Raw genomic sequence first — 23,990 nt, 5'->3', positions numbered from 1 at the left:
TTTTATCCTCCTCTCCGGCTGATCCCGCTCATCTCCTCGACGAGCACGAGGGGCTAAAGAGCGTTAGAGAGCGCCACTTTCTGGGATTGGGTCACCAGCGCCGCCAGTTCCACTACGCGAAAAACTTCTTGGGAATGGTGGGCTCAATGACAAGCGCGTCGAACTTGCCGAGGGCTTGCGAGGAGTCTTCGCTCTACTCCCAGCAGGGAGCTGGCTTTGCGAGCTGCCCAGGAGCTGGCTGATCGGTGGCGAAGGAGTCATCCAAAGGTGGCCGAGCACATCGAGGAGTACATCAGCTTCCTGGCCTTCCCCGAGAGCCACCGCAGGCGCATCCGCACTACCAATGGTCTAGAGAGGCTCACCCAGGAGATAAAGCGCAGGACGAGAGTGGCAAGGATCTTCCCTAACAGGGAGCCGTGCCTGAGATTGGTCACAGCCTTAGCCGTCGAGCAATCGGAGGAGCAGGTTACAGGGAGGCGCTACCTGGACATGAGCGTGCTCGCCGAGCGGCACCACACAGAGCCAGGAGCGGAGGAGGTGGCGATCCTCACGCGGCGATGAGAGCAGATTCGCATCTTGGAGAAAATTATAGAAACTTCGAGACTTGACTCTCGAGAAGCAGGGATATTTCTGCATCCGCGACGACGATCTGGTCTGGGACGCAGTATGGTAGTGATGCAACCTAAGTATCAAAAAACCACGCCGGGACTTTCGCTATCATGATTTCAGGCAACTGCCCCCCATCCGGCAGGCCGCCCCCCGCTCGGCCTCGAGTCGATGGTCGGATCGGTCTTCGCCTTCTGCGAGGACGTCCACGGCGTCGAGCCCATCATGCTGGATACAAACTACCGCTCAAGCTCCATGCTGGTCGGCTTCTCGCTCGAGGCCGGCTACCGGCGCACGCTCAAAAGCTTCTCCCCCGAACTCAGGCTCAACCTCCTCGATCCCCTGCCGCAGGAGCGCCCCGATGGATGGCCCGAGGAGCTCTACTGGACCCCGGAGTGGGCGTCGCTGCTGGATCCCAACCTCCCGGCCCTCTGCTTCGTCTACCCCGAGGGCCGAAGCAGCCAGTGGAACCGGTTCGAGGCCGACGCCGTCGCCGCCATCATCGCGCTGCTCCGCGGAAGGGCGGCGGGGCTCTCGGGCGAGCGGGATCCCGCAACCGGGGATATGCGGCCCCGCCAGGATAAACCTTACTCTCCACCGGAGTTCTGGAAGAAGGCGGTCGGGGTCGTCACCCCCCACCGGGCGCAGCAGGGGCTCATCGCAGGCCGGCTCCAGCGTGCTTTCCCGGACGAAGACCCCAACCTCATCCGGGACGCCGTAGACACCGTCGAGCGCTTCCAGGGTCAGGAGCGGGACCTCATCATCGCCTCCTACGCCCTCGGCGACCCCGACGCGATAGCCGACGAAGACGAGTTCCTCATGAGCGCAAACCGCTTCAACGTCATGGCCTCCCGGCCGCGGGCGAAGCTCATCGTCTTCGTCTCGCGGGAGGTAGTGGACCACCTCCCCGAAGACCCGGACATCCTGCGCGGATCGCGGCTGCTCAAGGTCTTCGTCGACTCCTTCTGCCGCGAGGAGCGCCCCGCTAAGCTGGCTTCATCGAGAACGGAGAAGCAAAGGCGGTTCCGGGAACGCTGCGGTGGCACGGGTTGCGCCGATGAAGAACATGCCCTCCTTCGTGATCCGGTCTCCCGGCGCACCCCGGGTCCACGATTCTCGTGCTACACTGATTCCGTGTAGCAAGGAGGTGGCATGGCGAACCTGACCATCACGGTAGACGACGAGACGCTGAAGAAGGCGAGGATGCGTGCCCTGGAGGAGGACACGTCCGTGAACGCGGTACTGCGGGACTACCTCGAGGAGTACGCCGGCAGGAGGCGGGAGAGGCGGGAGGCTGGCCGCAGGCTGCTGGAGCTTGCCGAAGACTCCGGCATGAGCAGCGAAGGCAAGGGGTTGCCCGGGCGGGAAGACCTGTATGACCGCAAAATCGCGCGCGGCCGATCCGCGGGTCCGCTCTAGGTGAGCGACGTGCCTGCGTTCCTGGATACAAACGTACTGGTCTACGCCTTCGACGAAGGGGAGCCGGAGAAACGCGAGGTGGCTCGCAGGCTTGTGAGCGAGCATCTCATCGAGGGCGACGGGATGCTCTCGGTGCAGGTCCTGCGGGAGTTCTACTCTGCAACCCGAAAACTGGCGCACCCGCTCCCGATCGGGAAGGCCGTAGAGGCGGTCGGCTATCTGGCCAGGTTCTCACCGATAGCCGAGGATGCCCGGATGGTGGTCGGAGCGGCCCATCGCAGTCGGGAGCTGGCGCTCTCCTTCTGGGACGCTCTGATCGTGGAGGCCGCGCTCCGTGGAGGGGCGGACCGCATTCTGACCGAGGATCTCCAGCACGGGCAGAGGATCGAAAGCCTCACCATCGAGAACCCTTTCCTGGAGATCGCGGGAGGGTGAGGCGACAGGCAAGACGCCGGGACGCTCTCCATGCCACCGGTCCCGGAGCCGCTGTTCGCCGGACTCCAGGCGGACGTCACCTGCTGCACCGGAGCGCGGCAGCCGCGGCGCCCGAAGAATCCCCGGGCATCGCGGACAGTGACCGCGTCCAGCGCGCCGCCGGCGGAGTCGGCTGCGTTCATACTGCAAATCGGGCCATTGTGTGACGGCAAATCCCCATAAAGGCTACCCGCTCGCACCGAATGGGGTAAACTCTGGATCTCGGGAGGGGGGGGACGCACGGGAAGATACCTGGAGGTCCCCTCATGGACGTCGAAGACCTGCAGAGCATGGACAGCGACGAGCTCCTGCACCTCCGGCGGCAGATCGATGCGCTGCTGATAGAGCGCGAGCTGCGCGAACACCGCAGGTTCCGGGACAGGGAGGTCATAGAGACCAGGAGGATTCCGGGGGCGGTCCTGAGCCGAGAGCTCTTGAAGCATCCAGATGGCTCCACGTCTGGTCCCTACTGGTTCCGCTACTTCTTCCCCGAGGAAAGTCGGGAGATATCCGTGCGCTACCTGGGACCGGACGGCGAGTGGATACCAGCTTCCGCGGGTGCGGATGGGCTCCATCCTCTGCAGCGTGCGATCCGGACGAGATGAACCTGCCCTCCAGAGACGGTGGCGTTTGGTCGGGGGACCGGTCAGGCAGCATCCTCCCCGAGGTCGAACTGGAACGCCTGAAATATTTCGTCGCGGTCGCCGAAGAGGGCAGCCGCGCCGGCGCCGCCAGACGGCTCTACCTGACCTGCTCCGCGGTGAGCCAGCAGATCAGCAAGCTCGAAGGTGAGCTGGGAATCGAACTCTTCCGGCGCAGGGGACGTCGGACCGAGCTTACCGAAGCGGGGGAAGTCCTCCTCGAGGGAACCCGGCAGGCGCTGGAGAAGATCGAACTCGCCATCGCCGATGCCCGGCGTGCGAGCTGGACGGAGGATTCTGCAAAAAGGGACTCCGGGCCTCCTCCGAAAGGTGCCCCGCGGCGCCCCCGGGAGCGATACTAGAGAAACTGGTCGCAAAGCACTCAGCGCCCGAGAAGCTCTTGCAGGATGCCTTTCCGATGGCATCTTCCGGCTCCGTCTTCGTCGACGACCTTTCGCAGATCGAGCGGGGAAGAGGAGCAGGAAGAGGAATCCGAAGCTCCCGACGAGGAGGCCGGACTCGAAGACGCACGGGAACCGGAAGAAGGCGATGACGAGGTCGTGCTTCCCGATCCGGAATTCCCCGAGGAGGAACTGGAGGCGGATGAGCCACCACCGGCCCTGGAGGTTCTCCCAGCCGACGGGGATGCGCTGGAAGCAGGAGAAGAGGAAGCCGGAGAAGCGTGCCCCGACGACGATGCGCTGCTGGCGGGGCTCTCGCCCGCAGAACCACCCTCTGCGGGGCTTGAACCGGGAGCCGGTTTCGCTCTGCTCGAAGGCGAGCTCGAGCCCGTGTTTGCCCCGCCACCACTGCTCTGGTGCGCGCTCTGCCGGATGCTGACGTTCCCCCCACCACCCGTGACCTTCACCACCGCCTTCTGGTGCACTTCGCTCCCGCCGGAGCCACCGCTCGCGACGCTGCTCTGGTGGTGAACCACCCGGTGCCCTCCGGGCTCGGACGAGGTGTGGATCACCCCCGGCACAGCATGATGAACCGGGGCCGCCACCTTCGCACCACCGTAGGTCGGGGCGGACGCAGGCAACCCTCCCCCTCCGCTCGTGAGGACGGGGAGCGGGTTGGTCGGGTAACCCCCGGCCGGGAAGCGCCCGGGACAGGAGGTGCCGGCAGGTGCGATCCCCTCGTAGGCGGTCCCCAGCCTGCCGCCCCGGGCGACACCGCCGTTCTGCCGCAGCCAGTTGAGCAGCGGGTACGGGTTCATCGCGCCCGAAGGAACCTGCGCCCTGCGCCCCGTCGGGTCATACCACCCGAAGTGCAGGTGCGGGGGGAACAGCCCCGCGGTACCCTCCGGTCCCTGTCCGCTATCACCCACGTGCCCTATGAGCTCGCCGGCCCGTACGTGATCTCCCGGCCTCAGGGCCGAAGGCCGCTCCATGTGGGCGTAGTACAGCTCGTCCCCGCGATGGATGGGACCGACGTCGTGGTCGGCGCGTATCATGATCGCCCATCCACCGAGGTAGTTCCACCCATCCCTGTTGCCGCCCGCCACGGGCTCTACCGTTCCGCTGGTCACCGAGTAGATCGGGGTTCCCTTCGGCGCCATGAGGTCTATACCCTCGTGCATGCTAGACGCCCCAACCGAGGCATTCTGCAGCCGGGGGGCACCCCAGGAGTCCGTGTACGAGTCGAAGTAGCGTCTGGGGAGCGGGAACACCGCCCGGCCGTTGCCGGAGATCCTGGTGAGGCGTGGTTCATCCGCCCCCACCAGGAGCTCCCGCGTCGGATCGCAGTTGTAGGAGCCGCCCACGGCCGGCGGCGCCTTCTGCACCGGCACCCCCCTGCGGTAGGCCGCGGCGAGAGCAAGGACCTCCCGCACATACTGCCAGGAGTGGTTGTAGGCGAAGATGGCCCGCACGTAGTCCTGCGGCGCCCCGTTCTCCCTCAAGTACTTCGCTGCTCCGAAGATGGCATCCCTGTAGTCGCAGGGATCGGCTACCCCGTCACCGTCCGCGTCGACCTTCACCCGCTGCCAGGTGGAGGGCAAAAACTGCATGGGCCCGACCGCGCTCCCGTACGCCGTGTAGGGCCCCAGCACGCAGATATGCTTCTTGCCGCCTTCACCGTGGTTGCTCTCTATCCGTCCTATCGCGGCGAGGATGGACCAGTCGAGTCCATACCGCTTCGCCGCATCCCGGTAGGCAGCCAGATAATCCGGTGGGATCTCACCGCGCGTGACCTTCGGAACGGGCCCCTGAGGCGCGGAGATGTCCTGCCCACCATCACCGCAGATCCCTCCAGCGGCGAGCCCTTCGAGCGTCGAGTTCACGTCCTTCAGGGTCTGCCCGACCCCGATGAGCGGCATCTGCCCCGCGATGGGCTCGAAGCCGGCGCTCACGGAGAGCGCCGGTCCCCCTCCTGCCCCACCGGGGAAGCTCACCCCCGCGGCGCTCATCCTGGTGGCCTCCAGGGCCGCGTTGCTCAGCGTCACATCCAGCGGATGCCTGCTTACCCGCAAACACCCTCCCGAAACCGCGAAACGAAACGAAGAGACATCGACCTTCATGTCCTGAAGCTCGACGACACCCGCCCTCTCGTTCGCCACCGCCTGCAGCCGCTGAAAACCGGGAGCCCTGGAGACTCCGGAGAGCTTCAACCCGTACACCTCGGCGCGGTCGAAACCGAACTCGAGCTGAACTCTCCCCCCTCGGTGGGAGAGCGAGATCGTAAGACCGTGCCCGACTATCTTCCTGGCTTCGAGAAAGAAGCGGCCGGGAAAAGAGTAGTTCTGCGCCACCGAGGCATCTGAGCGCACGGCAAGCGTCAGCCCGACGAGCACCAGAATCCCCACGAGCCGCGCGAAACGCCCAAACCTCCACCCCCGCCTCCCGCGCCGTTCTCCACGCGGAGCCTCCCCCCGCAAAACCCGAACCCCCTCGCCACCGCGTACTCGCACGACGGCGAAGAGACGTAGCCCCAGCGCAACTCCCGTGGCCCCCTCCCTGCCGGACAAACCGCCCCTACACCCCCGCAGGAGCGGCCAAAGACCACCCAGCTCTACAGTACTCGTCAGGCAACGCCCAGAACAGCCCTCCTCCTTTCCCCAGACGTTTTGTTGGCATCAGATGCTAACTATCATTGAATACGAGAACGTGCGGGATGTCAACGCGGCCCTGGATGGGCTCAGGCATCCCGGATCATGTACCGCAGGACCAAGCCGAGCCCGGCGAGGGCGGCGAGGATTATGGCGCCCTCGACGATCATGGGTCCGCCGGTGTTGGGCAGCGGTACTCCGGGCCCGGGGGAGGTGCTGGACGGGGTGGCACCCGGAGAAGCGGTCGAGGAGACGGAGGCACCCCCGGTGGACGCTCCGGAAGATACGCCTCCGCCCGGCGCGGCCCCGCCGGGTGAAACACCCTCAACTCCCGATCCTGCGCCTTTCACCGATCCGGCCGAGAAGCTGCCGCCGTGCACCCCCGCCGGAGGGACATAGCCGGACCCCTGAACGTTCGACGGTTTCGTATTCGGGGTCCGTCCGGTTCCGGGCACCGCACCGCGTTCGGAAGGTTGCTTCCCACCCGCTGAGGGCACCGCACCACGCTCGGAGGGCTGACTCCCACCGACACCCGGGATCGCTCCGCGCTGGGAGGGCTGATCCCCTCCTGGATTGGGGATGGCTCCACGCTCCGATGGCTGCTGACCGCCGATACCCGGGATCGCACCGCGCTCGGAGGGTTGCTGTCCTCCGACACCCGGAATCGCACCACGCTCGGAGGGCTGCTGCGGACCGAGCAACCCGGACCCGTTCTGGGCGTGCGCCTCTGTGGCGCACGCCGCCAGGGAAGCCCCCAGAACGGCCGCGAACAGCAGTGCCATACTCGCAGATCGAATCACCCTCGAAAAAACCTCGCGGCAACCCAACATCCATCACCCCCGACTCTCTCCGATCAGGGCCCCGTGCAACCGCTCCAGCGCAATATATCAGCCTTGAAGTTATCAGGCAATAACTGATAACCTATTCTGCGGGAAGAGTTCGGAGAAGTTGACAGAGAGGAGGCTGGTTGCTAGATTCCGGGTGATTATCAACTGCTGACAATAACCCGATCGTGGACCAGGTGGGAGAGGAGAGCAGGGGGTGATGAGGCATGGAGATGTATTACAGGCGTCGGCGGCTCGCGGCTGCGTTTGGGGCGGCGGTGGCGGCGCTTGCGGCCATCGGGGTTGCGATCTACCTGGGTGGGGTGGCGGTTGCGGTTCCCATCGCGGGGATAGGTGATTTCCATGTCAACGCGGATCAGGTACGGCTGCAGGGGTTCGTGCTGACGCCGCGCATAGGCGACAATTCTTCGAGCAACGTCTCGCCGGAGACGAGGGTGCAGGCGCAGCATGCGGAGGTCGACGGGCTGGTTCTCTACAAGGACATCCCGACGCCGTACAAGACGCTCAGGGTCGAGATCACGGCGAGCGGCACGGTGAAGATAAACGGGCTCATCCAGGACATCACGCAGCAATCGGCGAGTTCCGCTTCGTTCAACCAGCTCGAGATAGACGAGGCGCCCCCGTCGAAGCGGAGCAGCTGGGAGCAGTCCTTCTACCAGCTTGCGCCGAGCGTGACGCTCAACAACTTCAGGAGCAAGGACGACTACCAGTTCGCCAACACGATAACGCTGCCGGGTCTCAAGGTCTCGGCCAGGTTCCTGTAAGACATGACTCTAGGAGAAGGGGTTTCCGCCAGAGTGGCAGAAGAGGAGAAGACCAGATCGCTGGATAGACCGGCGCGACGCCGGAGGCCGAGGCTCGGGCTTGCGCTGCTGGGGCTGGGCGGTCTGTTCATAATCTGGATGCCGCTCGTCCTCTACCTGAAGGAGTTCGCGCACTTCAGCATGGCCTTTGGGGGCGTGGTGATCGGCCTGGTCGTACTAGGGAGCGCGGTGCTCGGTTGGATCTACCCGTCCAGGGTTCAGGTCTTCGGAGCGGTGGGACTTGTCTTCTCGATCCTCTCGCTCATGGGCGCCTTCGGCGGTCTGATCATCGGGATGCTCCTCGGGATAACCGGGGGATGCCTGTGCATCGCCTGGGGCCCGAGACCCGAGGGCAGCACCCACAACCGCAAGAAGAAGGGGCGCATCAGACGCCTCCTCTCTCGTACGGAGAACCCCTGAGCGCGGACACACCGACGCTCAGGAAGACCTCACGTCCCTCTCGGCGCTCTCGGCCTCGAGCCCGAGCAGCACCCGCGCCCACTCGCTCTCTCGTGCTGCTTCGGAGAATCCGGCACCCACAGAGACGGTGCGCATGATCGCCAGCGTGAACAGCTCCCTTATCGTCTCGCTGTCCGCCTCCGACCGCTCCTTTATGTAAGTGTAGAGCTTCTCCATCCCCTCGTGCACGGCTCGCCGCACCTCGTCGTCCTCGCAGGCCGCGAAGAACTGCAGCAGCATGAGAAGCTCCTCCCGCCGCGCCAGAAGCCCCACATACGCCCGCTGCACCGCGCTGAGGGTATCCTCCGGATCCTTCTCCACCTCTTCCTCGAAGGCGGCCAGAATGCGCTCGAAGACTCGCCTCCCCGCCTCCAGAAACAGGTTCTTCTTGGAGCCAAACAATCGGATCACATAAGGCTGCGAAACCCCCACCCGGTCGGCTATGGTGTCCGTCGAGACACCGTACAGACCATACACCGCAAACTCGGCGATGGCCGCGTCTATCACCATGCTGCGCCGCTGCTCCCCGGTCATCCGTCCGGAAGATTTCATCCGTTGATTACCACCACCGTCCGGGGATCTCCCGCGCGCCATATATCACCTCCGCATCTCGCGTCGCCCGAGACGGGCCGTACGGTCTTCTCCGCAGACTATACTAGCGGCGGTGGTTGGCGGCAAGGACGGGCGGTGAGAGCGTTCAGCGAACGCCCAAAGCGCCGCGTATGAAACGGGCGACCTCGGCGACGAACCGATCGGCCGGCAGGCTGGGCTCGTAGACGTAACAGTCGGCGCCGGCCCGCTCTATGAGGCCGACTATGATCCTCGCGGTCATCTGGGGGTCGAGCGAAAGATCCACCTCCCCCATCTCCTGTCCCTTCTCGATCAGACGCGAGACCATCTGACGGTAGGGAAGCTCGAGATCCTCCAGCCGCGCCGAGTCCTCGTAGAAACCCAGCCGGCTGATGACGACCCCGAGTATGTCCCGGTAGCGGCCCATCTCCTCGAGCGCAACCTTGACGGAAGACTCTATCGCCTCCCCTATGCTCCCCGCCCGCTCCACGGCCTCGAATACGGCCCTCTGCACGTCCCGGTGCATCTGGCGGTTGAACTCCTCCACCAAAGAGACCTTCGACGGAAAGTACAGATAGAACGTACCCTGCGAAACCCCGGCACGCTTCACGATCTCAGAGACCCTCGCCCCCTCCAAACCCTTCTCGGCGAGCACCGCCCGCGCCGCAGCCAGAAGCTGCTCCCTGCGGTCAGCTACCTTCGACACCACCTCATCCATCCTCCCGATTCTACCCCAGAGAAAATCCCGAAAATACTCACCCCGCTACTATATAATATTTCCGACTGATCGTCAGTCATATAGAGAGGGGCGAAGATGCTGGGAAATCCACCGCCGGTCTTCCGGGAGTTTCCGGTGAGGGCGTCACGAGATCCGCTTGGGGCGCTGGAGGAGGCGAGGGGGCGGAGGAGGATCGTCCGGACGTGGGTTCCGGCTCCCGTATGGCTCGTCTTCGACCCGGAGGGGGTGGGTCAGGTACTCGCGGCGAAGAGCCGCAGTTTCCGCAAGGGCATAGTGGAGAGGAACAGCCTGAGGTTCATGGGGAACGGTCTCCTGTTGAGCGAGGGGGACTTCTGGAGGCGGCAGCGCAGGCTCGAGCAACCGGCGTTCCACCGCCAGAGGATCGCGGAGTACGCGCGCACGATGTCCCGGTGGACGCGGGAGATGCTCGACGGGTGGCGCGATGAGGACGTGGTGGACGTCCAGCGGGAGATGTCCGCGCTGACGCTGAGGATAGTCAACATCGTGATGTTCGGGGCGGACGTGCGCGAGGTTTCCGGGGAGGTGGCGCGGGCGCTGGTGCCGATCGGGAAGAGGCTCGAAGGTCCGGGAAGGAACTTCTATCCGGTGCCCGAGACGATCCCGACGCCGACCAACCTGCGCTACCGGCGGTCGATGAAGGTGCTGGATGAGATCATCCACCGGATCATCGCCCAGAGGAGGGAGGAGCGGCAGGAGGGCGACCTGCTGGACATGCTGCTCGAGGCGAGAGACGAGCAAAGCGGCGAGGGGATGAACGACCGGCAGGTACGCGACGAGGTCATAACGATCTTCGCCGCCGGGCACGAGACGACGGCGGTCGCGCTCGGGTGGTGCTTCCACCTGCTCGCGCACCATCCGGAGGTGGACGAGAGGCTGGCCGCGGAGGCGAGGGACGTCCTGGGAGACAGAGAACCCGGGGCCGAAGACGTGGCGGGGCTGCGCCATGCCTCGGCGGTCTTCAGGGAGGCGATGCGCATCTACCCGCCGATCTACGCCTTCAGCCGCGAGGCGGTGGAGGACGTGGAGGTCTGCGGCTACACCCTGCCCGAGGGGACCGAGGTGCTCGTGAGCCAGTGGGTGAACCACCGCGACCCCGAGTTCTTCGAAGATCCACTCGCTTTCCGTCCCGGGCGATGGCTCGACGGATCCACCGATGGGATCCCCCGCTACGCATATTTCCCGTTCGGCAGGGGTCCCCGCCAGTGCATCGGCAAACCCTTCGCGGAGACGGAGGGGCCTCTCATCCTGGCCTCCATCGCCCGCCGGTACCGGCTGCGCTACCTGGACCCGAACGAGGAGGTCACGCTGCGGCCGACGGTGACGCTGCGCCCCGCCCACTGCGGCGGCAGGAAGCGGGGACTGCCGCCGATGGTGCTCGAGGAGCGCTAAGGAAACCTCTGAAGCATCCTGGCCAGAACGCTTGTGGGCAGGCGGCGCAGCGCAAAGGCGAGCGGTCGCCAGGGCCAGGAGGGAACATAGGCCCCGGCGGGCTCGCGCTCTATTGCCTCTGTGAGCAGGCGCGAGCCTTCCTCCACGCCGATCATGAACGGCATCCTCCCCGCCCGCTCGTTCATCTGCGTGCGGATGTAGCCCGGATAGAGGGTGCTGACCTTTATGGGAGTACCGGACACGTCGGCCCGGAGGCCCTCCGCCAGCGCGGCCAGCGCGGCCTTCGAGGCCGAGTAGGCGGTCATGTTCCCGGGAAGACCCCGCACGGCGGCGACCGAGGAGATCACGACCAGGTGCCCCGCGCCCCTCCTGCGGAAGAGCTCCATCGCCGCCTCGCACTGGGCGAGGGCGGCGACGAAGTCGGTCTCGACCGTCTCGCGGTTGGCGTGGAAGTATCCGGCTCCGACGGGCTGGCCTTTACCGATGCCGGCGTTCACGACGACGCGGTCGAGGCCGCCGAGTTCGGCATCGAGCTCCCGGAAGACGCGGAAGACCGCCTCGTGGTCGTTCACGTCGAGGCGGCGGACGCCGATGCGGATGCCGGGGTGCCGCGCCGCGAGTTCCTCTCTAAGCTCCTCCAGGAGCTCCAGCCTGCGGGCGCAGAGGGCGAGGTTGCGGCCCCGGGCGGCGAACTCGCGCGCCATCCCCCGCCCGAGGCCGGAGCCCGCGCCGGTGATGAGGACGTTCCGGCGCACGGCGGCTCCTTTCAGGAGTAGAAGCCCTTGCCCGCGGCGGCGCGCTCCTCGAGCAAAGCCGGAGGGGCGAAGCGCTCGCCGTAGGCCGAGCGGAGGTTGTTGAGCTTCACGAGGGCCCTGTCGAGGCCCATGCTGTCCAGGTACCAGAACGGGCCGCCGCGGAACGGGGCGAACCCGAGCCCGAAGACCGCGCCCACGTCTCCGTCCCGGTGGGAGGTGAGGATCCCCTCCTCCAGGCAACGCACCGCCTCGGAGACCATCATCATCGAGAGGCGGTCCTGGATGGCGCGGGCGGGGATCTGCCGGCGCCCGGTGCCGAGGTACTCGTAGACCTCGGGGTTGACCTTCCCTTTGTCCCTGCCCTCGTAGAGGTAGAAGCCGCGGCCGCTCTTGCGGCCCTTGTAGCCGGCGGCGACCACCTCGCCGCCCCGGTCGCTCGTGCGCAGGGTGCGGGCCTCGAAGAGCGGGCGGAGCACCTCGTTTATCTTCACGCCGGTGTCTATGCCCACCTCGTCGAGGAGCTTCAGCGGTCCTACGGGGAAGCCGAAGTCCATCATCGCCTCGTCGATGGCGTCGACGGCCGCGCCCTCTTCGAGGAGCAGGAGCGCCTCGTTGATGTAGAAGGCGAGGATGCGGGTGGTGTAGAAGCCCGGGCCGTCGTTCACCGTGATCACGGTCTTCCCCTGCGCGAGCCCCTCGTTGATGCAGGTGGCGAGCACCCACTCCGGGGTGTCCTCCTTGCGCACCACCTCGAGCAGCGGCATCCGCGGGACCGGTGAGAAGTAGTGCATCCCGACGATGCGTTCGGGACGCCTCGCCCCGGCGGAGATCTCGGTGATCGGGATCGCCGAGGTGTTGGAGGCGATGACGAGCTCTTCTTTACCCACGGCCTCGAGCTCGCGGATCGTCTCGCGCTTGAGCTCGAGGTCCTCCGGGACGGCCTCTATGACGAGGTCGGCCCCGGCGAGCGGGGCGTAGTCTTCGATGGGTACGATCCGCTCGATGGCCCGGTCGCGCTCGAAGGCGCTCATCCCCTTTCCGACGCGGCGGCTGAGGTTCTTGTAGATCTCGCCGCGCCCCTTCGCGGCGAGCTCCAGGCGCGCGTCCTTCAGCAGCACCTTCCTCCCGGCCTGGACCGCGCTCACCTGCGCGATCCCGCCGCCCATGAGCCCGGCCCCGAGCACCCCGACGGTCCGGACGTCCTTCTCCCGTCCCGCGCAAGGGTTCTTCTCGGCGGCGGTCTTGAGGAAGAAGAGGTTCCTCAAGGCCTTCGACTCCGGGGTGAAGAGCAGCGAGGCGAAGGCCTCCCTCTCGGCCTCGAAGCCGGCCTCGATCCCCTCCTTCTGCCCGACGCGGATACACTCTATTATCTTCGGGATCGCCGGGTAGTTGCCGCGGGCCTGCTTCTCGGCCATCTGGTGCGCCCGGTCGTAGACGACCCTGCTCAGGGGGGTCTCCTCCAGGAGCCTCTCGCGCAGGGGGAGCCTTCTGCGGGAGGGCTTCAGGGAGCCCTCGGCCAGGCCGCGGGCGGCGCGCTTGGACGCCTCGAGGAGGCCCTCCGGGTGGATCAGGGCGTCCACGAGCCCCATCTTCTTCGCCTGGAAGGGGTAGACGTTCTTGCCGGTGGTTATGATCTCGAGTGCTCTCTGCACCCCGACGAGCCGGGTGAAGCGCTGGGTCCCGCCGAGGGCGGGCAGCAGCCCGAGCATCACCTCCGGGAAGCCGAACTTGGTGGCCGGGTGGTCGGTGGCGATGCGGTAGTGGCAGGCGAGGGCGAGCTCGAGCCCTCCGCCGAGCGCCGCACCGTGGACGGCGGCGACGACGGGCTTCGGGGAGGATTCGAGCCTCCCGAGCAGTTCGTGCCCCTTGCGTATGATCCCTTTGACCTCCTCGGGGCTCTCGAGTTCGGAGAACTCCTTTATATCCGCGCCGACGACGAAGGAGTCCTTCTTCGCGCTGATCAGGACGGCCCCCAGGATGTCGTCGTCGCGCTCGAGCTCGTCGAGGGTGGACTCGAACTCGCCGAGGGCATCGGTGGTGAGCGTGTTCACCTTGCTGTCGAGCTGGTCCAGATAGACGAGCGCGATCCCGTCCTCGGTGTAGACGTCGAGGTAACCCACCTTTCACTCCTCCCCGGTGCGTTCGATCAGCATGGCGTGACCCAGCCCGCCCGCCGCGCAGGCGGTGACTATGGCAAGGGTCCCATCCTCATCCTCGAGGCGGTGGGCGGCGGTGGTCACGAGCCGCGCCCCCGTGGCCCCGAAGGGGTGCCCGAGGGAGACCGAGCCGCCCCAGGCGTTGACCTTCTCCATCTCCACCTCCCCGACCGGCCGGCTGCGCCCGAGCCTCTCGCAGGCGAACTGCGCGGACCCCAGCGCCTTCAACACCGCGAGCACCTGCCCGGCGAAGGCCTCGTGGATCTCGATGACGTCTATGTCGGAGAGCGAGAGTCCGTTGCGCTCGAGCAGCCTGGGGACGGCGTAGGCCGGGCCGAGAAGGAGCTCCTCGCCCGGATCCTGCGCCACGTACAGATAGTCCAAAAGGCGCGCCTTCGGCTCGTAGCCGGAGGCGCGCGCGGCCTCCTCCTCCATCAGGAGCACCGCAGAGGCACCGTCGGTGAGCGGGGAGGAGTTGCCCGCCGTCACGGTGCCGAAGGGCTTCACGAAGGCCGGGGGGAGCTTCGCGAGTTTCTCCAGGCTGGTGTCCCGGCGGATGGTGTTGTCCTCGGTGAGGAGCTCGAAGTCCGGCGGGACGGCGATCGGCAGTATCTCCTCCGAGAGCCGTCCGCTGTCGGTGGCCTTGGCCGCCAGGGTGTGGGTGCGCAGGGCGTACTCGTCCTGCTCCCTTCGGCCGACCCCGAAGGCGGCGGCGAGCCTGTCGGCGCTCTCGCCCATCAGCTCCCCGGTGGAGTACTCGGAGATGGTGGGAGCGCGGGGGAGGAAGTCGCTCGGGCTCATCCCCGAGAGCAGCTTCCGGAACTCCAGCGGGGATTTGAAGCTCTGCGCCTCGAAGAGCCGCTCGCGCACCTTCTTCTCGAACTGGGGCGGGGTGTCGGACATGACCTCCACCCCACCGGCGATCGCGGCGGCGGCGTTTCCGGCCCGGATAGTCTCGAGCGCGCTCGTTATGGCCTGGTTGGAGGAGATACAGGCCATCGTGACGGTGTGCGCCGGGACGGAGTTCGGGATCCCGGCCGCGAGAGACGCGTCGCGGGCGACGTTCGAGGTGCGGATGTTCTGGATGACGGTGCCCATCACCACGTAGCCCACGTCCCCCGGCGGGATCGCGGTGCGCTCCAGGAGACCCCGGAGCACGGTGCGGGCCAGATCGTAGGATGTCTGGCTCAGGTAGGCGGTGCCGGACCGCATGAACGGGGTCCTCGCACCGTCGACCAGAACGACGTTGCGCTGCTCTGCCATATCGGATATCTCCTCCGTGGCTCAGCCGGCGGGGACGAACGCCTGCTCGCCGGTGATGGAGCGTCCCACGATCAAAGACTGTACGGCGTCTGTCCCCTCGTAGGTGTAGATGATCTCCATGTCCGCCAGGTGCTTGCCGACGAGGTAATCGACGAGGACGCCGTTGCCCCCGAGAAGATCGCGGGCCTCCGCGCAGATCTGACGCCCCTTCCTGGCGGTGATGAGCTTGGCGAGCGAGGCCCGGCCGTGGGTGAGCTCCCCCTGGTCCATGAGCTGGGCGAGCCGGAAGCAGACGAGCTGCATCTGGGTGAGGTCGGCGAGCATCCCCGCCAGGCGGTACTGGGTGAGCTGGAAGGTCGCCTCGGGCATCCCGAAGATCTCACGCTCCTTGACGTAGCTCACCGCGGCCTCGTAGCAGGCGAGAGCATGCCCGAGCGCCTGCCAGGCGACCCCGTAGCGGGTGTTGGTGAGCACGGTGGAGGTGTCGGCGAAGGAATTGGCGTTCTCCAGCCGGTTCTCCTCGGGCACCCGGACGTTCTCCAGGGTGATGTTCGCCTGCCAGGAGGAGCGGTTGCCGATCTTGCCCTCTATCCGCTCCGTCTCGAAGCCCTCGGTGCCCTTCTCCACCAGGAAGCCTTTGATCTCGCCGTCCTCCATGTCGCGCGCCCAGACCACGACGACGTCGGCGAAGGTGGCGTTGCCGATCCAGCGCTTGCTGCCGTTCAGGACCCACCCGTCGCCGTCCTTCTCGGCGGTGGTCTCGAGCATGACCACGTCCGATCCGTGGTCGGGCTCGGTGAGGGCGAAGGCCCCGATCTTCTCGAGCCGCGCCATCTGCGGCAGCCACCTCTGCCGCTGCTCCTCGCTCCCGCAGAGGGCGATGGAGGTCATCGCGAGCCCGGAGTGCACCCCTAAGAAGGTGCTCAGGGATCCGTCGCCGCGCGAGAGCTCCATCATGACGAGACCTGCGGCCAGGTTGCTCATCTCGGGACAGCCGTACTCCCTGGGTATGACGTGCCCGGCGATGTTCAGCTCCGCGAGCTTGGGCACGAGCTCGAAGGGAAACTCCTCCCTGTTCCAGTATCTGCCCATCACCGGGATGACCTCCCGGTCGCAGAAGTCCCTGACCCTGTCCCGGATCCTGCGGTCTTCCTCGCTCATCCACTCTTCGACCTTGTAGTAGTCGGTCCCGAGCGCTTTTCCTATGTCGGCGGTCATCTTTCTCCTTTCTTTTCCTTACGCTCTTACGAGCCTCTCCCTCTCTCCCAGCAGGTAATCCGCGGGGTCCATCCGGCGCGAGCGCAGCCAGAAACGCCAGGTGAAGCCGGGCCACAGCGTGGTGTTGCGCCCCTGCTCGTCCAGGTACCAGCTCCTGCACCCGCCCTCGGTCCACACGGTGCCCCGGAATGCCCGCTGCACCCGCTCGTTGTACGCTCGCTGCGCCTCGGGACGCACCTCCACGGTCGCGGCCCCGGAGCGTCGCAGGTGCCGGATGCAGTCGACGGCGTGCTCTATCTGCACCTCGATCATGAATACCTGCGAGTTGTGCCCGAGCCCGGTGTTGGGTCCGAGCAGCAGAAAGAAGTTGGGGAACCCGGCGACGGTCGTCCCCCGGTAGGCCTGCATCCCGTCCTTCCAGCTCCCGGCGAGCGTTACCCCGCCGCGGCCCCGGATGAACCCCGCGGCCGGCATGTCGGTCACATGGAAGCCGGTGGCGAAGATGATGGCGTCCACCTCCCGCGCCGTACCGTCGGCCGCGACGACCTGGCTCCCCCGCACCCGGGAGAGTCCCGAGCAGATCACCTCGACGTTCGGCCGGCAGAGCGCGGGATAGTATTCGTTGGAGAGCAGGATCCTCTTGCACCCTATCGTGTAATCCGGTGTGAGTTTGCGCCGCAACACCGGATCCGATACCTGCCGCTCGAGATGCCGCCTGGCCAGCAGCTCGAGGCCTTTCATGATCCTGCGGTCGTAGACGAACCCGAGGACGTAGAGTTCCCGCCCCCAGTAGATGAGCCCCCGGAGCGCCCGCTGATACCCCGGCACGAGGCGGAAGAGCCTCCGCTCGAAGGCCGTGTACCGCCTGTCCCTGCGTGGGATGACCCACGGGGGTGTCCGCTGGAAGAGGTAGAGCCTCTCAACCTCCGGCTGTATCTCCGGGACGAACTGCACCGCAGAAGCCCCGGTGCCCACGACCGCGACCCTCCTGCCGCGCAGCTCGTAGCCGTGATCCCACCGCGCCGAGTGGAACACCCTCCCCGGAAACCCCTCGAGCCCGGGAATCCCGGGGATCTTCGGCTCGCTCAGCGCCCCCATCGCGCTCACGAACACCCGCGCCCGTATAACCCCGCGGTTCGTCTCGACCTCCCACTCCGCAGGCTCCTCGTCCCAGCGCGCCTCCAGCACCTCCACCCCGCAGCGCAGGTGGGCCATGATCCCAAACTCCCGCGCACACCTCCGCAGATATTCCCGGATCTCCCGCTGCCGCGAGAAGTTGTGCTCCCAGTCAGGGTTCGGCGCGAACGAAAAAGAATACAGGTGCGAGGGTACGTCACAAGCCGCCCCGGGATAGGTGTTGTCCCGCCACGTCCCCCCCACATCCCCCGCACGCTCGAGCACCACGAAGTCCTCGATCCCCTCACGTCTCAGCCGGATCGCCATCCCGATCCCGGCGAACCCACTCCCCGCTATCACCACCCCGACCCGCTCTTCGAGCCCCACTTACGATCCCACCCCTTCTGACTGACACTCAGTCATCACTCGAGGAGGATTTTACGGGCTGAGGCGGACAAGTCAAGCCGCCTGCCCCTATTTGATCCCCGGGAGGTGGCGCAGGAGGCGTATGGAAAAGACCATCAGGTGCTCGTAGGCTCTGCCTTCGATCCCGGCGAAGGGGGCGACGAGGGGGATGAGGCGCTGGGTGGTGACGGTCTGGGATTCGGTGTACTTGGTTATTCCCTCCTCGCCGTGACGGCGACCGAGGCCGGAGTCTTTGAAGCCGCCCATCGGGGAGTCGGTCGAGGCCCAGGAGGCGGCGTAGGCCTCGTTTATGTTCACGGTACCGGCCTGGATGCGTGGGGCGATCTCCTGCTCGGCCCAGCGGGTGCTGCGGGTCCAGAGGCTCGCGCTCAGGCCGTAGCGGGTGGCGTTGGCGAGCGAGACCGCCTCCTCCGGCGTATGGAAACGGTAGACGGAGACCACCGGGCCGAAGGTCTCTTCGGAGAAGGGAGCCATCCCCTCTCTGACGCCGGTGAGGATCGTCGGCTCGTAGAAGTACGGTCCGAGGTCCGGCCGGGGGCGTCCCCCGGCGAGGACGCGCGCGCCGCCCTCCACGGCCTCCTCGACGTGGGAGCGGACCCGCTCGAGCTGGGCGGCGGAGACGAGGGAGCCCATCTCGGAGGAGTAGTCGAGGCCTGCGCCCAGGCGCAGGTTCCGCGTGCGGTCCACGAAGCGGGGGAGGAACCGATCGTAGACCGCGGCGTGCACGTAGAGCCGCTCGGCAGAGATGCACAGCTGTCCGGCGCTCGCGAAGCAGGCCCGGATCGCGCCCTCCACCGTGCGGTCCAGGTCGGCGTCCTCGAAGACGATCATGGGGTTCTTGCCGCCGAGCTCCATCGAGGAGCCGACCAGCCGCCCGGCGGCCTTCGCGGCGACCCGGCGGCCGGTCTCGGTGCTGCCGGTGAACATGACGAAGTCCGCCTCCTCCACGAGCCTCTCACCGACCGTCCCGCCCTCGCCGGGGACGATCTGGATGAGGTCACGAGGCAGGCCGCACCCGCGCAGGAGCCGGGCGAGCCAGAGCGCGGTGAGGGGTGTCTTGTGGTCGGGTTTTATAACGGCGGCGTTTCCGGCCATCATCGCCGGGATCGCGTCGGTGATCGCCAGGGTGAGCGGGTAGTTCCACGGCACGATGAAGCCGACCGCACCGACCGGATGGCGGTGTTGCACCGTGGACGTGAGGAGGGGGATCGCTCCCTGCCGGCGGCGGCTCTTCAGGTGGCGTCCGGCGGTGTGGGCGTAGTAGCGGGCGACGATCACCGCATCCAGAAGCTCCTCGAAGACGTGCAGGCGGGCCTTCCCGGCCTCGAGCTGCACCAGGTCGAGGAGCTCCTCGCGTCGCTCGAGCAGCCTGTCGTGGAAGCGCAGGAACACCTCCCCGCGCTCCCGGAAGGAGAGCGCCGCCCAACCCGGCTGCGCCCGTCGCGCCCGCCGGAAGGCATCCCTGACGTCCTCCGGGGTCGATCGGGGCACGCGGGCGAACACCTCCCCGGTGAACGGGCACTCCACGTCGAGCGGTTCCCCGCTCGCGGTCGCCTCCCGCGCGAGGTCAAGGAAGCCGTCGGGGTCGAGCCTCCCGGTGGAGGCCATGAGCGCACGGGTCCCGGAGGCGCGCTGGAGGTCGCCGTCGGAGGCGATGAGGCGTTCTCCGGTTCTCATGCCCGCTCCTTCACGGGGACGGGTCTCTCCGGCTCCCCCTCGCGCCCGACGAACTCGTCCATCGAGTGGTTTACGCCGAAGAAGTCCATTATCCGATCGAGCAGGTTCGCCGGCAGCACGTGCAGCGCCGGGACCGTGGTCACGATGAACGGCATCTTTATCTCCTGGCGGTTCCTCTCGATCATGCGCATCACCTTCTCCGCGACCCGATCGGGATCGAGGATGGGGAGCACCCTCGGGAAGCGGGTCTTCACCCCGCGGAACATCCCGGTGTCCACGTAGTAGGGGCTGACGATCGTCGTCCTTATCCCCCGGTACCCGTAGCGCTTCAGCTCCACCCTGAGCGACTCCGTGAAACCGACCGCCGCATGCTTGCTCGCCGAGTAGTCGGTCTGCTTGCTCACCCCGATTATCCCGGCGGCGGAGGCGATCGTGACGATGTGCCCCTCGTTCTTCTCCATCATGGGTCCGAGGAAAGATTTGGTCACCCAGTAGAGCGCGAGCGCGTTGACCTTGAAGACCCGCTCTATCTGCTCGTCCGGCGCCTCCATGAGCGTCTTGCCGGTGACGACGCCGGCGTTGTTTATCAGGATCTCGACGTCCCCGACCTCCCGGCGCACCCTGTCAGCGACCTCGTAGACCATCTCCCGATCCGAGACGTCGCAGACGTAACCGTAGGCCCGGCCCCCGTTGTACGCCCCGGCCTCCCGTACGGCCTCCTCTATGGCAGCCTCGTCGAGGTCGTAGATGACGACCCGCGCTCCGCGTCGGGCGAGCTTCATGGCCATGAGCCGGCCCATCCCGCTGGCTCCACCCGTGACGAGCGCCGTCTTCCCGGATATCCTGGTCAAACCCTCCTCCTCTCCCAGAGATCGAAGACCAAAACCTCACCCCGAAACTACACCCCCGAGAGGAACGCGTCGGCGTCGGCGGCGCTCTGCTCGGGGATCTCCTCCATCGGCACGTGTCCGACGCCAGGATAGGTGATGAGCCGGGCATCCTGCAGGTCGCGCGCGAACCTGCGGGCGTGGTCGGGAGGGATCCAGCGGTCCTCCTCCCCCCACATCACGAGCGTGGGGGTCGAGACGTGTCGGATCTCCCCGCTGTACCGCCTGAACTGCCGCTCCATCTCGCGCCCGGCCAGAAGCAGCGTGCGGCGGTTGCCGGGACGGAGCATCAGCTCGTGATAACGCCTGAGGGTGCCGGGCCGGATCCTGCCGGCATCCCCATAGACCTCGCGCAGGCTCATCGCCACCATCACCCGCGGCGTGAAGAACCTGAAAACATTCCCCACCCCCGGCGCCGACGCCAGCCTGAGCACCGGCGGCAACCCGAAAGGATACCCGGCGGAGTCCACGAGGATCATCCGCTCCACCCTCTCCGGACGCGCGAGAGCGTACCTCCAGGCGAAGTACCCCCCGAGCGAGTTCCCCGCCAGGCTGAAACTCCCGATCCCGACCACGTCGGCGAACTCGTCCAGCACACCCGCCAGATCCCTCACCATCCCCACCAGGTCGTCCACCGGCCCCGTCAGCCCGAACCCCGGCAGGTCGAGCCGCACCAGCCGGTACCTGTCCCGCAACCGCTCCACCCACCCCTCCCAGGTATGCAGCGACGAGAACACCCCGTGCAGCATCAGAAGCGCCGGCCCGTCCCTCCTCCCTTCGTCCCGGTAGTGGATCCTCGCTCCCCGAACCAGCGCGAAGCGGGACCCCTCCCCCCCATACCTGCCCTCCAGCTCCCCGGCCGGTACGTCCACCAGCCCGAGCCACCGCCGCCCGGCATAGAGCGAAGCCGCAATGCCTAAACCCGCGACGATCACCGGCGATCTCGATATCACCCCGCGCCCCAGACCGGACATCGGCCTCTCCCTTTCCTGACCTTGCAATTGACTGATGATCAGTCATAAAGTGTAGAGGGGTTCTGGATCAGCGTCAAGTCGACGGCTTGCTTGATTATCATCTGATGCTATATTGAGAAGTTGAAATCGTATCCCGACGGCTGGGGGAAGAGAGCGGGGGTGATGAGCCTTGCTGAGCATCCGGCGTGACGAGGAACGGGCGAGAGCGGTGGTGCAGAGGGTAAAGGAGTCTCACAGCCTCCTGGAGGCGTTCTGGCTCACGGTCGAGGAGAAGGGGGACAAGACGGCCCTCGCCGAGAAGGATGGCGGCCGGTGGAGGGAGTACTCGTTCCGGGAGCTCTACCGGAGGGTGGAGGATTTCGCGGCGGGTCTGCGGGGGCTCGGGGTTCGGGAGGGGGAACGGGTTGCGATCATGTCGACCAACCGGGTGGGCTGGACGGTAGCGGACCTCGCGATCATGAGCCTCGGGGCCGCGGCGGCGCCGATCTTCCCCACGCTGGGCCCCGGGCAGGTGGAACACATACTGCGAGACTGTGGGGCCCGCATCGTCATCGTGGAAGGCGGGGAGCAGCTCGAGGCGGTGCGGGGTTCCGGGGTCGAGGTGGCTCACACGATAGTTCTGGACGAGGGTGCGGCCGGGAAGGGTACGCTGCGATTCTCCGAGGTCGAGGAGCGTGGGAGGCGGGAGAAGTATGCCGGGTGGGAGGAGGCCTGGCGCGGTCTCGGGCGGGATCAGGTAGCGACCATCATCTACACCTCCGGGACATCCGGCAGGCAGAAGGGGGCGATCCTGACCCACGGCAACATTCTCTCCAACCTCGAAGCGATAATAGAGGTCGTCCCGATCTCGGACGACGACGTGGGGCTCTCGATCCTCCCCCTCTCGCACGTGCTCGAGAGGACCTGCAGCCAGTTTCTGAACCTCGTCGGCGGCGGGACCAACTACATCGCCGAGTCGGTGGACAGGGTGCAGCAGAACCTGCAGGAGGTCAGACCCACCGTCCTGCTCGCCGTCCCCCGGGTCTTCGAGCGCATCTTCGGCGTCATACGCGCCCAGGGCACCGCGAACCCGGTGCGGGCCAGGATCTTCGAGAGCGCCGTACGCACCGCCCGGAACAGGTATCTCGCCGACGCCGGAGAACGCCAGATGGGACCAAGAGAGCAGGCGATGTTCCGCCTCTACGATCTGCTCGTCTACCGCAAGGTGCGCCAGGGACTCGGCGGGAGGATAAAGTTCTGCGTCAGCGGCGGCGCACGCCTGGAGCCCTGGCTCGGTGAGTTCTTCTACGGAGCCGGCATCCCGGTCGCCGAGGGCTACGGCCTCACCGAGACCTCCCCGGTCATCGCCGTGAACCGTTTCGAGGATCTGAAGTTCGGCACCGTCGGACCGCCGCTGCCCAACGTCGAGGTGCGTCTGGCGGAGGACGGGGAGATCCTGGTGCGGGGCCCCAGCGTCACCCGCGGTTACCACAACCTCCCGGACGAGAACGAGGCCGCCTTCGAGGACGGCTGGTTCCACACCGGAGACGTCGGAGAGTTCGACGAGGGCGGGAGGCTGAAGATAACCGACCGCGCCAAGGACATCATGGTCCTCGACACCGGCAAGAACGTCGCCCCCCAGCCGATAGAAACCGCCCTCGCCAACACCGCCCACATCTCCCAGGCGATGCTCGTCGGCGAGGGGAAGAAGTTCGTCTCCGCCCTCCTCGTCCCGGACTTCGACGCCCTACGCAGGACGCTCGGTGAAGACCTCCCGGATGAGAAGCTCTGCTCCGACCGGCGCGCGAGGGACCTGATCTCCTCCGAGATCGAAGAAGCCTGCCGCGACTTCCAGGAGCACGAGCGCCCGAAGAAATTCGAGCTCGTGCCGCACGAGTGGACCGAAGAGAGCGGAGAGCTCACCCCGAGCCTCAAGCTCAAGCGTAAGGCGATCCTCTCGAAGAACCAGGACCTCGTCCAGAAGATCTACGCCTGACAAAGAGGCCGCCCCGCAGGAAAAGCGGGGCGGCCCGCGCAGAAGACGACGCGCCTAAAGGAGCACCTTCTGCAGCTTCATCGCCTTCCCGGTGCTCCCCTTCACCTTGAGCTTGCCCCGCATGAAGGCACTCATCGGCTTGGTTTCGCCGGAGACTATCGAGAGCCAGTCCTTCTCGTTCGCCATCAGGGTGCACTCGGGCTTCGTCTCGTCGTTCTCGTCCAGAACGTCGAGCGTCCCGTCCTCGTTGAACCGCACACGGAACCTGCCCGCGTCCCTGATGTCGAACTCGTAGACGCCAGCGAGCTGCCTGGCCTGCTCCTCGGTGATCTCGTCCCGCATCCGCTCGAAGTACTCCCGCGCCGACGAGTAACCGGCCATCTCCCCTCCTTCGTATCCAACGAACTCCGAACCAATGATACCCCGCTTACTGACTGACTGTCAATCGATGAGTTTTACGCGAAACTAAATACTTTCGCTTAAAAAAGTCGGCGAACACACCGCGCAAACATTGCATCACCCGGCGAG

The 23,990-nt window shown here is 66.4% G+C and carries 24 protein-coding genes; 11 read left to right on the top strand and 13 right to left on the bottom strand.

The features are described from left to right. The 7 genes from AC6EKW_RS06855 to AC6EKW_RS06825 form a co-directional block, all read left to right on the top strand. The coding region (locus AC6EKW_RS06855) for a hypothetical protein (protein ID WP_498514008.1) at nucleotides 1-242 on the top strand (242 nt) is incomplete at its 5' end. After that, complete coding sequence (locus AC6EKW_RS06850; protein ID WP_498514007.1) at nucleotides 217-561, top strand: transposase; 345 nt, start codon at nucleotides 217-219, stop codon at nucleotides 559-561. The genes AC6EKW_RS06855 and AC6EKW_RS06850, both read left to right, overlap by 26 nt. Nucleotides 562-777: 216 nt before the next feature. Continuing rightward, nucleotides 778-1,746 carry an AAA domain-containing protein gene (locus AC6EKW_RS06845; RefSeq protein ID WP_498514006.1) on the top strand — a complete coding sequence of 323 codons (969 nt, stop codon included), beginning with the start codon at nucleotides 778-780 and terminating at the stop codon, nucleotides 1,744-1,746. A 12-nt stretch (nucleotides 1,747-1,758) separates the two neighbouring features. Further along, nucleotides 1,759-2,025 (top strand): hypothetical protein, encoded by a 267-nt coding sequence (locus AC6EKW_RS06840; protein WP_498514005.1) that lies wholly within the window; start codon nucleotides 1,759-1,761, stop codon nucleotides 2,023-2,025. Next, nucleotides 2,026-2,460 carry a PIN domain-containing protein gene (locus tag AC6EKW_RS06835; protein WP_498514004.1) on the top strand — a complete coding sequence of 145 codons (435 nt, stop codon included), beginning with the start codon at nucleotides 2,026-2,028 and terminating at the stop codon, nucleotides 2,458-2,460. A 305-nt stretch (nucleotides 2,461-2,765) separates the two neighbouring features. Then, nucleotides 2,766-3,104, top strand: a complete 339-nt coding sequence (locus AC6EKW_RS06830; RefSeq protein WP_498514003.1) for a hypothetical protein — start codon at nucleotides 2,766-2,768, stop codon at nucleotides 3,102-3,104. Continuing rightward, nucleotides 3,101-3,502 (top strand): LysR family transcriptional regulator, encoded by a 402-nt coding sequence (locus AC6EKW_RS06825; protein ID WP_273889022.1) that lies wholly within the window; start codon nucleotides 3,101-3,103, stop codon nucleotides 3,500-3,502. Before AC6EKW_RS06830 ends, AC6EKW_RS06825 begins: the two co-directional genes overlap by 4 nt. 20 nt (nucleotides 3,503-3,522) lie before the next feature. Here the strand turns inward: AC6EKW_RS06825 and AC6EKW_RS06820 are convergent, their stop codons facing one another. Together AC6EKW_RS06820 and AC6EKW_RS06815 are read right to left on the bottom strand one after the other, a co-directional pair. Beyond that, nucleotides 3,523-6,108: a peptidoglycan DD-metalloendopeptidase family protein gene (locus AC6EKW_RS06820; protein WP_498514002.1), complete on the bottom strand. Its 2,586-nt coding sequence runs from the start codon at nucleotides 6,106-6,108 to the stop codon at nucleotides 3,523-3,525. Between the two features lie 170 nt (nucleotides 6,109-6,278). Further along, complete coding sequence (locus tag AC6EKW_RS06815) at nucleotides 6,279-6,971, bottom strand: ribosomal eL19 family protein (protein ID WP_498514001.1); 693 nt, start codon at nucleotides 6,969-6,971, stop codon at nucleotides 6,279-6,281. Between the two features lie 275 nt (nucleotides 6,972-7,246). Here AC6EKW_RS06815 and AC6EKW_RS06810 point away from each other — a divergent pair, with 275 nt between their 5' ends. Next, nucleotides 7,247-7,798: a DUF6230 family protein gene (locus AC6EKW_RS06810; protein WP_273889019.1), complete on the top strand. Its 552-nt coding sequence runs from the start codon at nucleotides 7,247-7,249 to the stop codon at nucleotides 7,796-7,798. Nucleotides 7,799-7,831: 33 nt separating this feature from the next. Further along, complete coding sequence (locus AC6EKW_RS06805; protein WP_273889018.1) at nucleotides 7,832-8,257, top strand: DUF6114 domain-containing protein; 426 nt, start codon at nucleotides 7,832-7,834, stop codon at nucleotides 8,255-8,257. 18 nt (nucleotides 8,258-8,275) lie between these two features. On the opposite strand, the gene AC6EKW_RS06800 is transcribed toward AC6EKW_RS06805, so the two are convergent. Further along, the gene (locus AC6EKW_RS06800; RefSeq protein WP_498514000.1) at nucleotides 8,276-8,890 is read right to left on the bottom strand and encodes a TetR/AcrR family transcriptional regulator; all 615 of its coding nucleotides are present in this window, start codon (nucleotides 8,888-8,890) and stop codon (nucleotides 8,276-8,278) included. Between the two features lie 103 nt (nucleotides 8,891-8,993). After that, entirely contained in the window at nucleotides 8,994-9,584 is a 591-nt protein-coding gene (locus AC6EKW_RS06795; protein WP_273889016.1) for a TetR/AcrR family transcriptional regulator, read from the bottom strand. A gap of 96 nt (nucleotides 9,585-9,680) precedes the next feature. Between AC6EKW_RS06795 and AC6EKW_RS06790 the strand changes: the two genes are divergently transcribed. After that, on the top strand, nucleotides 9,681-11,015 hold the full coding sequence (locus tag AC6EKW_RS06790; protein ID WP_498513999.1) for a cytochrome P450: 1,335 nt from the start codon (nucleotides 9,681-9,683) through the stop codon (nucleotides 11,013-11,015). Here AC6EKW_RS06790 and AC6EKW_RS06785 read toward each other — a convergent pair. The 8 genes from AC6EKW_RS06785 to AC6EKW_RS06750 all read right to left on the bottom strand — a co-directional run bounded on the left by AC6EKW_RS06785 (nucleotide 11,012) and on the right by AC6EKW_RS06750 (nucleotide 21,487). Beyond that, a complete protein-coding gene (locus tag AC6EKW_RS06785; RefSeq protein ID WP_498513998.1) occupies nucleotides 11,012-11,770 on the bottom strand; it encodes an SDR family oxidoreductase in 759 nt (252 codons plus the stop codon). The genes AC6EKW_RS06790 and AC6EKW_RS06785 overlap by 4 nt on opposite strands. An 11-nt stretch (nucleotides 11,771-11,781) precedes the next feature. Further along, nucleotides 11,782-13,890, bottom strand: a complete 2,109-nt coding sequence (locus AC6EKW_RS06780; RefSeq protein WP_498513997.1) for a 3-hydroxyacyl-CoA dehydrogenase NAD-binding domain-containing protein — start codon at nucleotides 13,888-13,890, stop codon at nucleotides 11,782-11,784. A 3-nt stretch (nucleotides 13,891-13,893) separates the two neighbouring features. Beyond that, nucleotides 13,894-15,189 carry a thiolase family protein gene (locus AC6EKW_RS06775; protein ID WP_498513996.1) on the bottom strand — a complete coding sequence of 432 codons (1,296 nt, stop codon included), beginning with the start codon at nucleotides 15,187-15,189 and terminating at the stop codon, nucleotides 13,894-13,896. 21 nt (nucleotides 15,190-15,210) lie between these two features. Next, a complete protein-coding gene (locus AC6EKW_RS06770) occupies nucleotides 15,211-16,407 on the bottom strand; it encodes an acyl-CoA dehydrogenase family protein (protein ID WP_498513995.1) in 1,197 nt (398 codons plus the stop codon). An 18-nt stretch (nucleotides 16,408-16,425) separates the two neighbouring features. After that, nucleotides 16,426-17,910 (bottom strand): flavin-containing monooxygenase, encoded by a 1,485-nt coding sequence (locus tag AC6EKW_RS06765; protein WP_498513994.1) that lies wholly within the window; start codon nucleotides 17,908-17,910, stop codon nucleotides 16,426-16,428. Nucleotides 17,911-17,997: 87 nt separating this feature from the next. Then, entirely contained in the window at nucleotides 17,998-19,626 is a 1,629-nt protein-coding gene (locus AC6EKW_RS06760; RefSeq protein ID WP_498513993.1) for a succinic semialdehyde dehydrogenase, read from the bottom strand. Further along, on the bottom strand, nucleotides 19,623-20,477 hold the full coding sequence (locus AC6EKW_RS06755) for an SDR family oxidoreductase (RefSeq protein WP_498513992.1): 855 nt from the start codon (nucleotides 20,475-20,477) through the stop codon (nucleotides 19,623-19,625). Before AC6EKW_RS06755 ends, AC6EKW_RS06760 begins: the two co-directional genes overlap by 4 nt. Nucleotides 20,478-20,524: 47 nt before the next feature. Then, complete coding sequence (locus tag AC6EKW_RS06750) at nucleotides 20,525-21,487, bottom strand: alpha/beta fold hydrolase (protein WP_498513991.1); 963 nt, start codon at nucleotides 21,485-21,487, stop codon at nucleotides 20,525-20,527. A gap of 169 nt (nucleotides 21,488-21,656) precedes the next feature. Between AC6EKW_RS06750 and AC6EKW_RS06745 the strand changes: the two genes are divergently transcribed. Continuing rightward, on the top strand, nucleotides 21,657-23,462 hold the full coding sequence (locus AC6EKW_RS06745) for an AMP-dependent synthetase/ligase (protein ID WP_498513990.1): 1,806 nt from the start codon (nucleotides 21,657-21,659) through the stop codon (nucleotides 23,460-23,462). A gap of 54 nt (nucleotides 23,463-23,516) precedes the next feature. Here AC6EKW_RS06745 and AC6EKW_RS06740 read toward each other — a convergent pair whose 3' ends face one another. After that, complete coding sequence (locus tag AC6EKW_RS06740; protein WP_273887954.1) at nucleotides 23,517-23,843, bottom strand: SCP2 sterol-binding domain-containing protein; 327 nt, start codon at nucleotides 23,841-23,843, stop codon at nucleotides 23,517-23,519. Between the last annotated feature and the right edge of the window lie 147 nt (nucleotides 23,844-23,990).

The organism is Rubrobacter sp. M3-4 (assembly GCF_059772285.1).
Note: the sequence above shows the minus strand (reverse complement) of the source record. Positions and strands in the feature narration are given on the sequence as shown.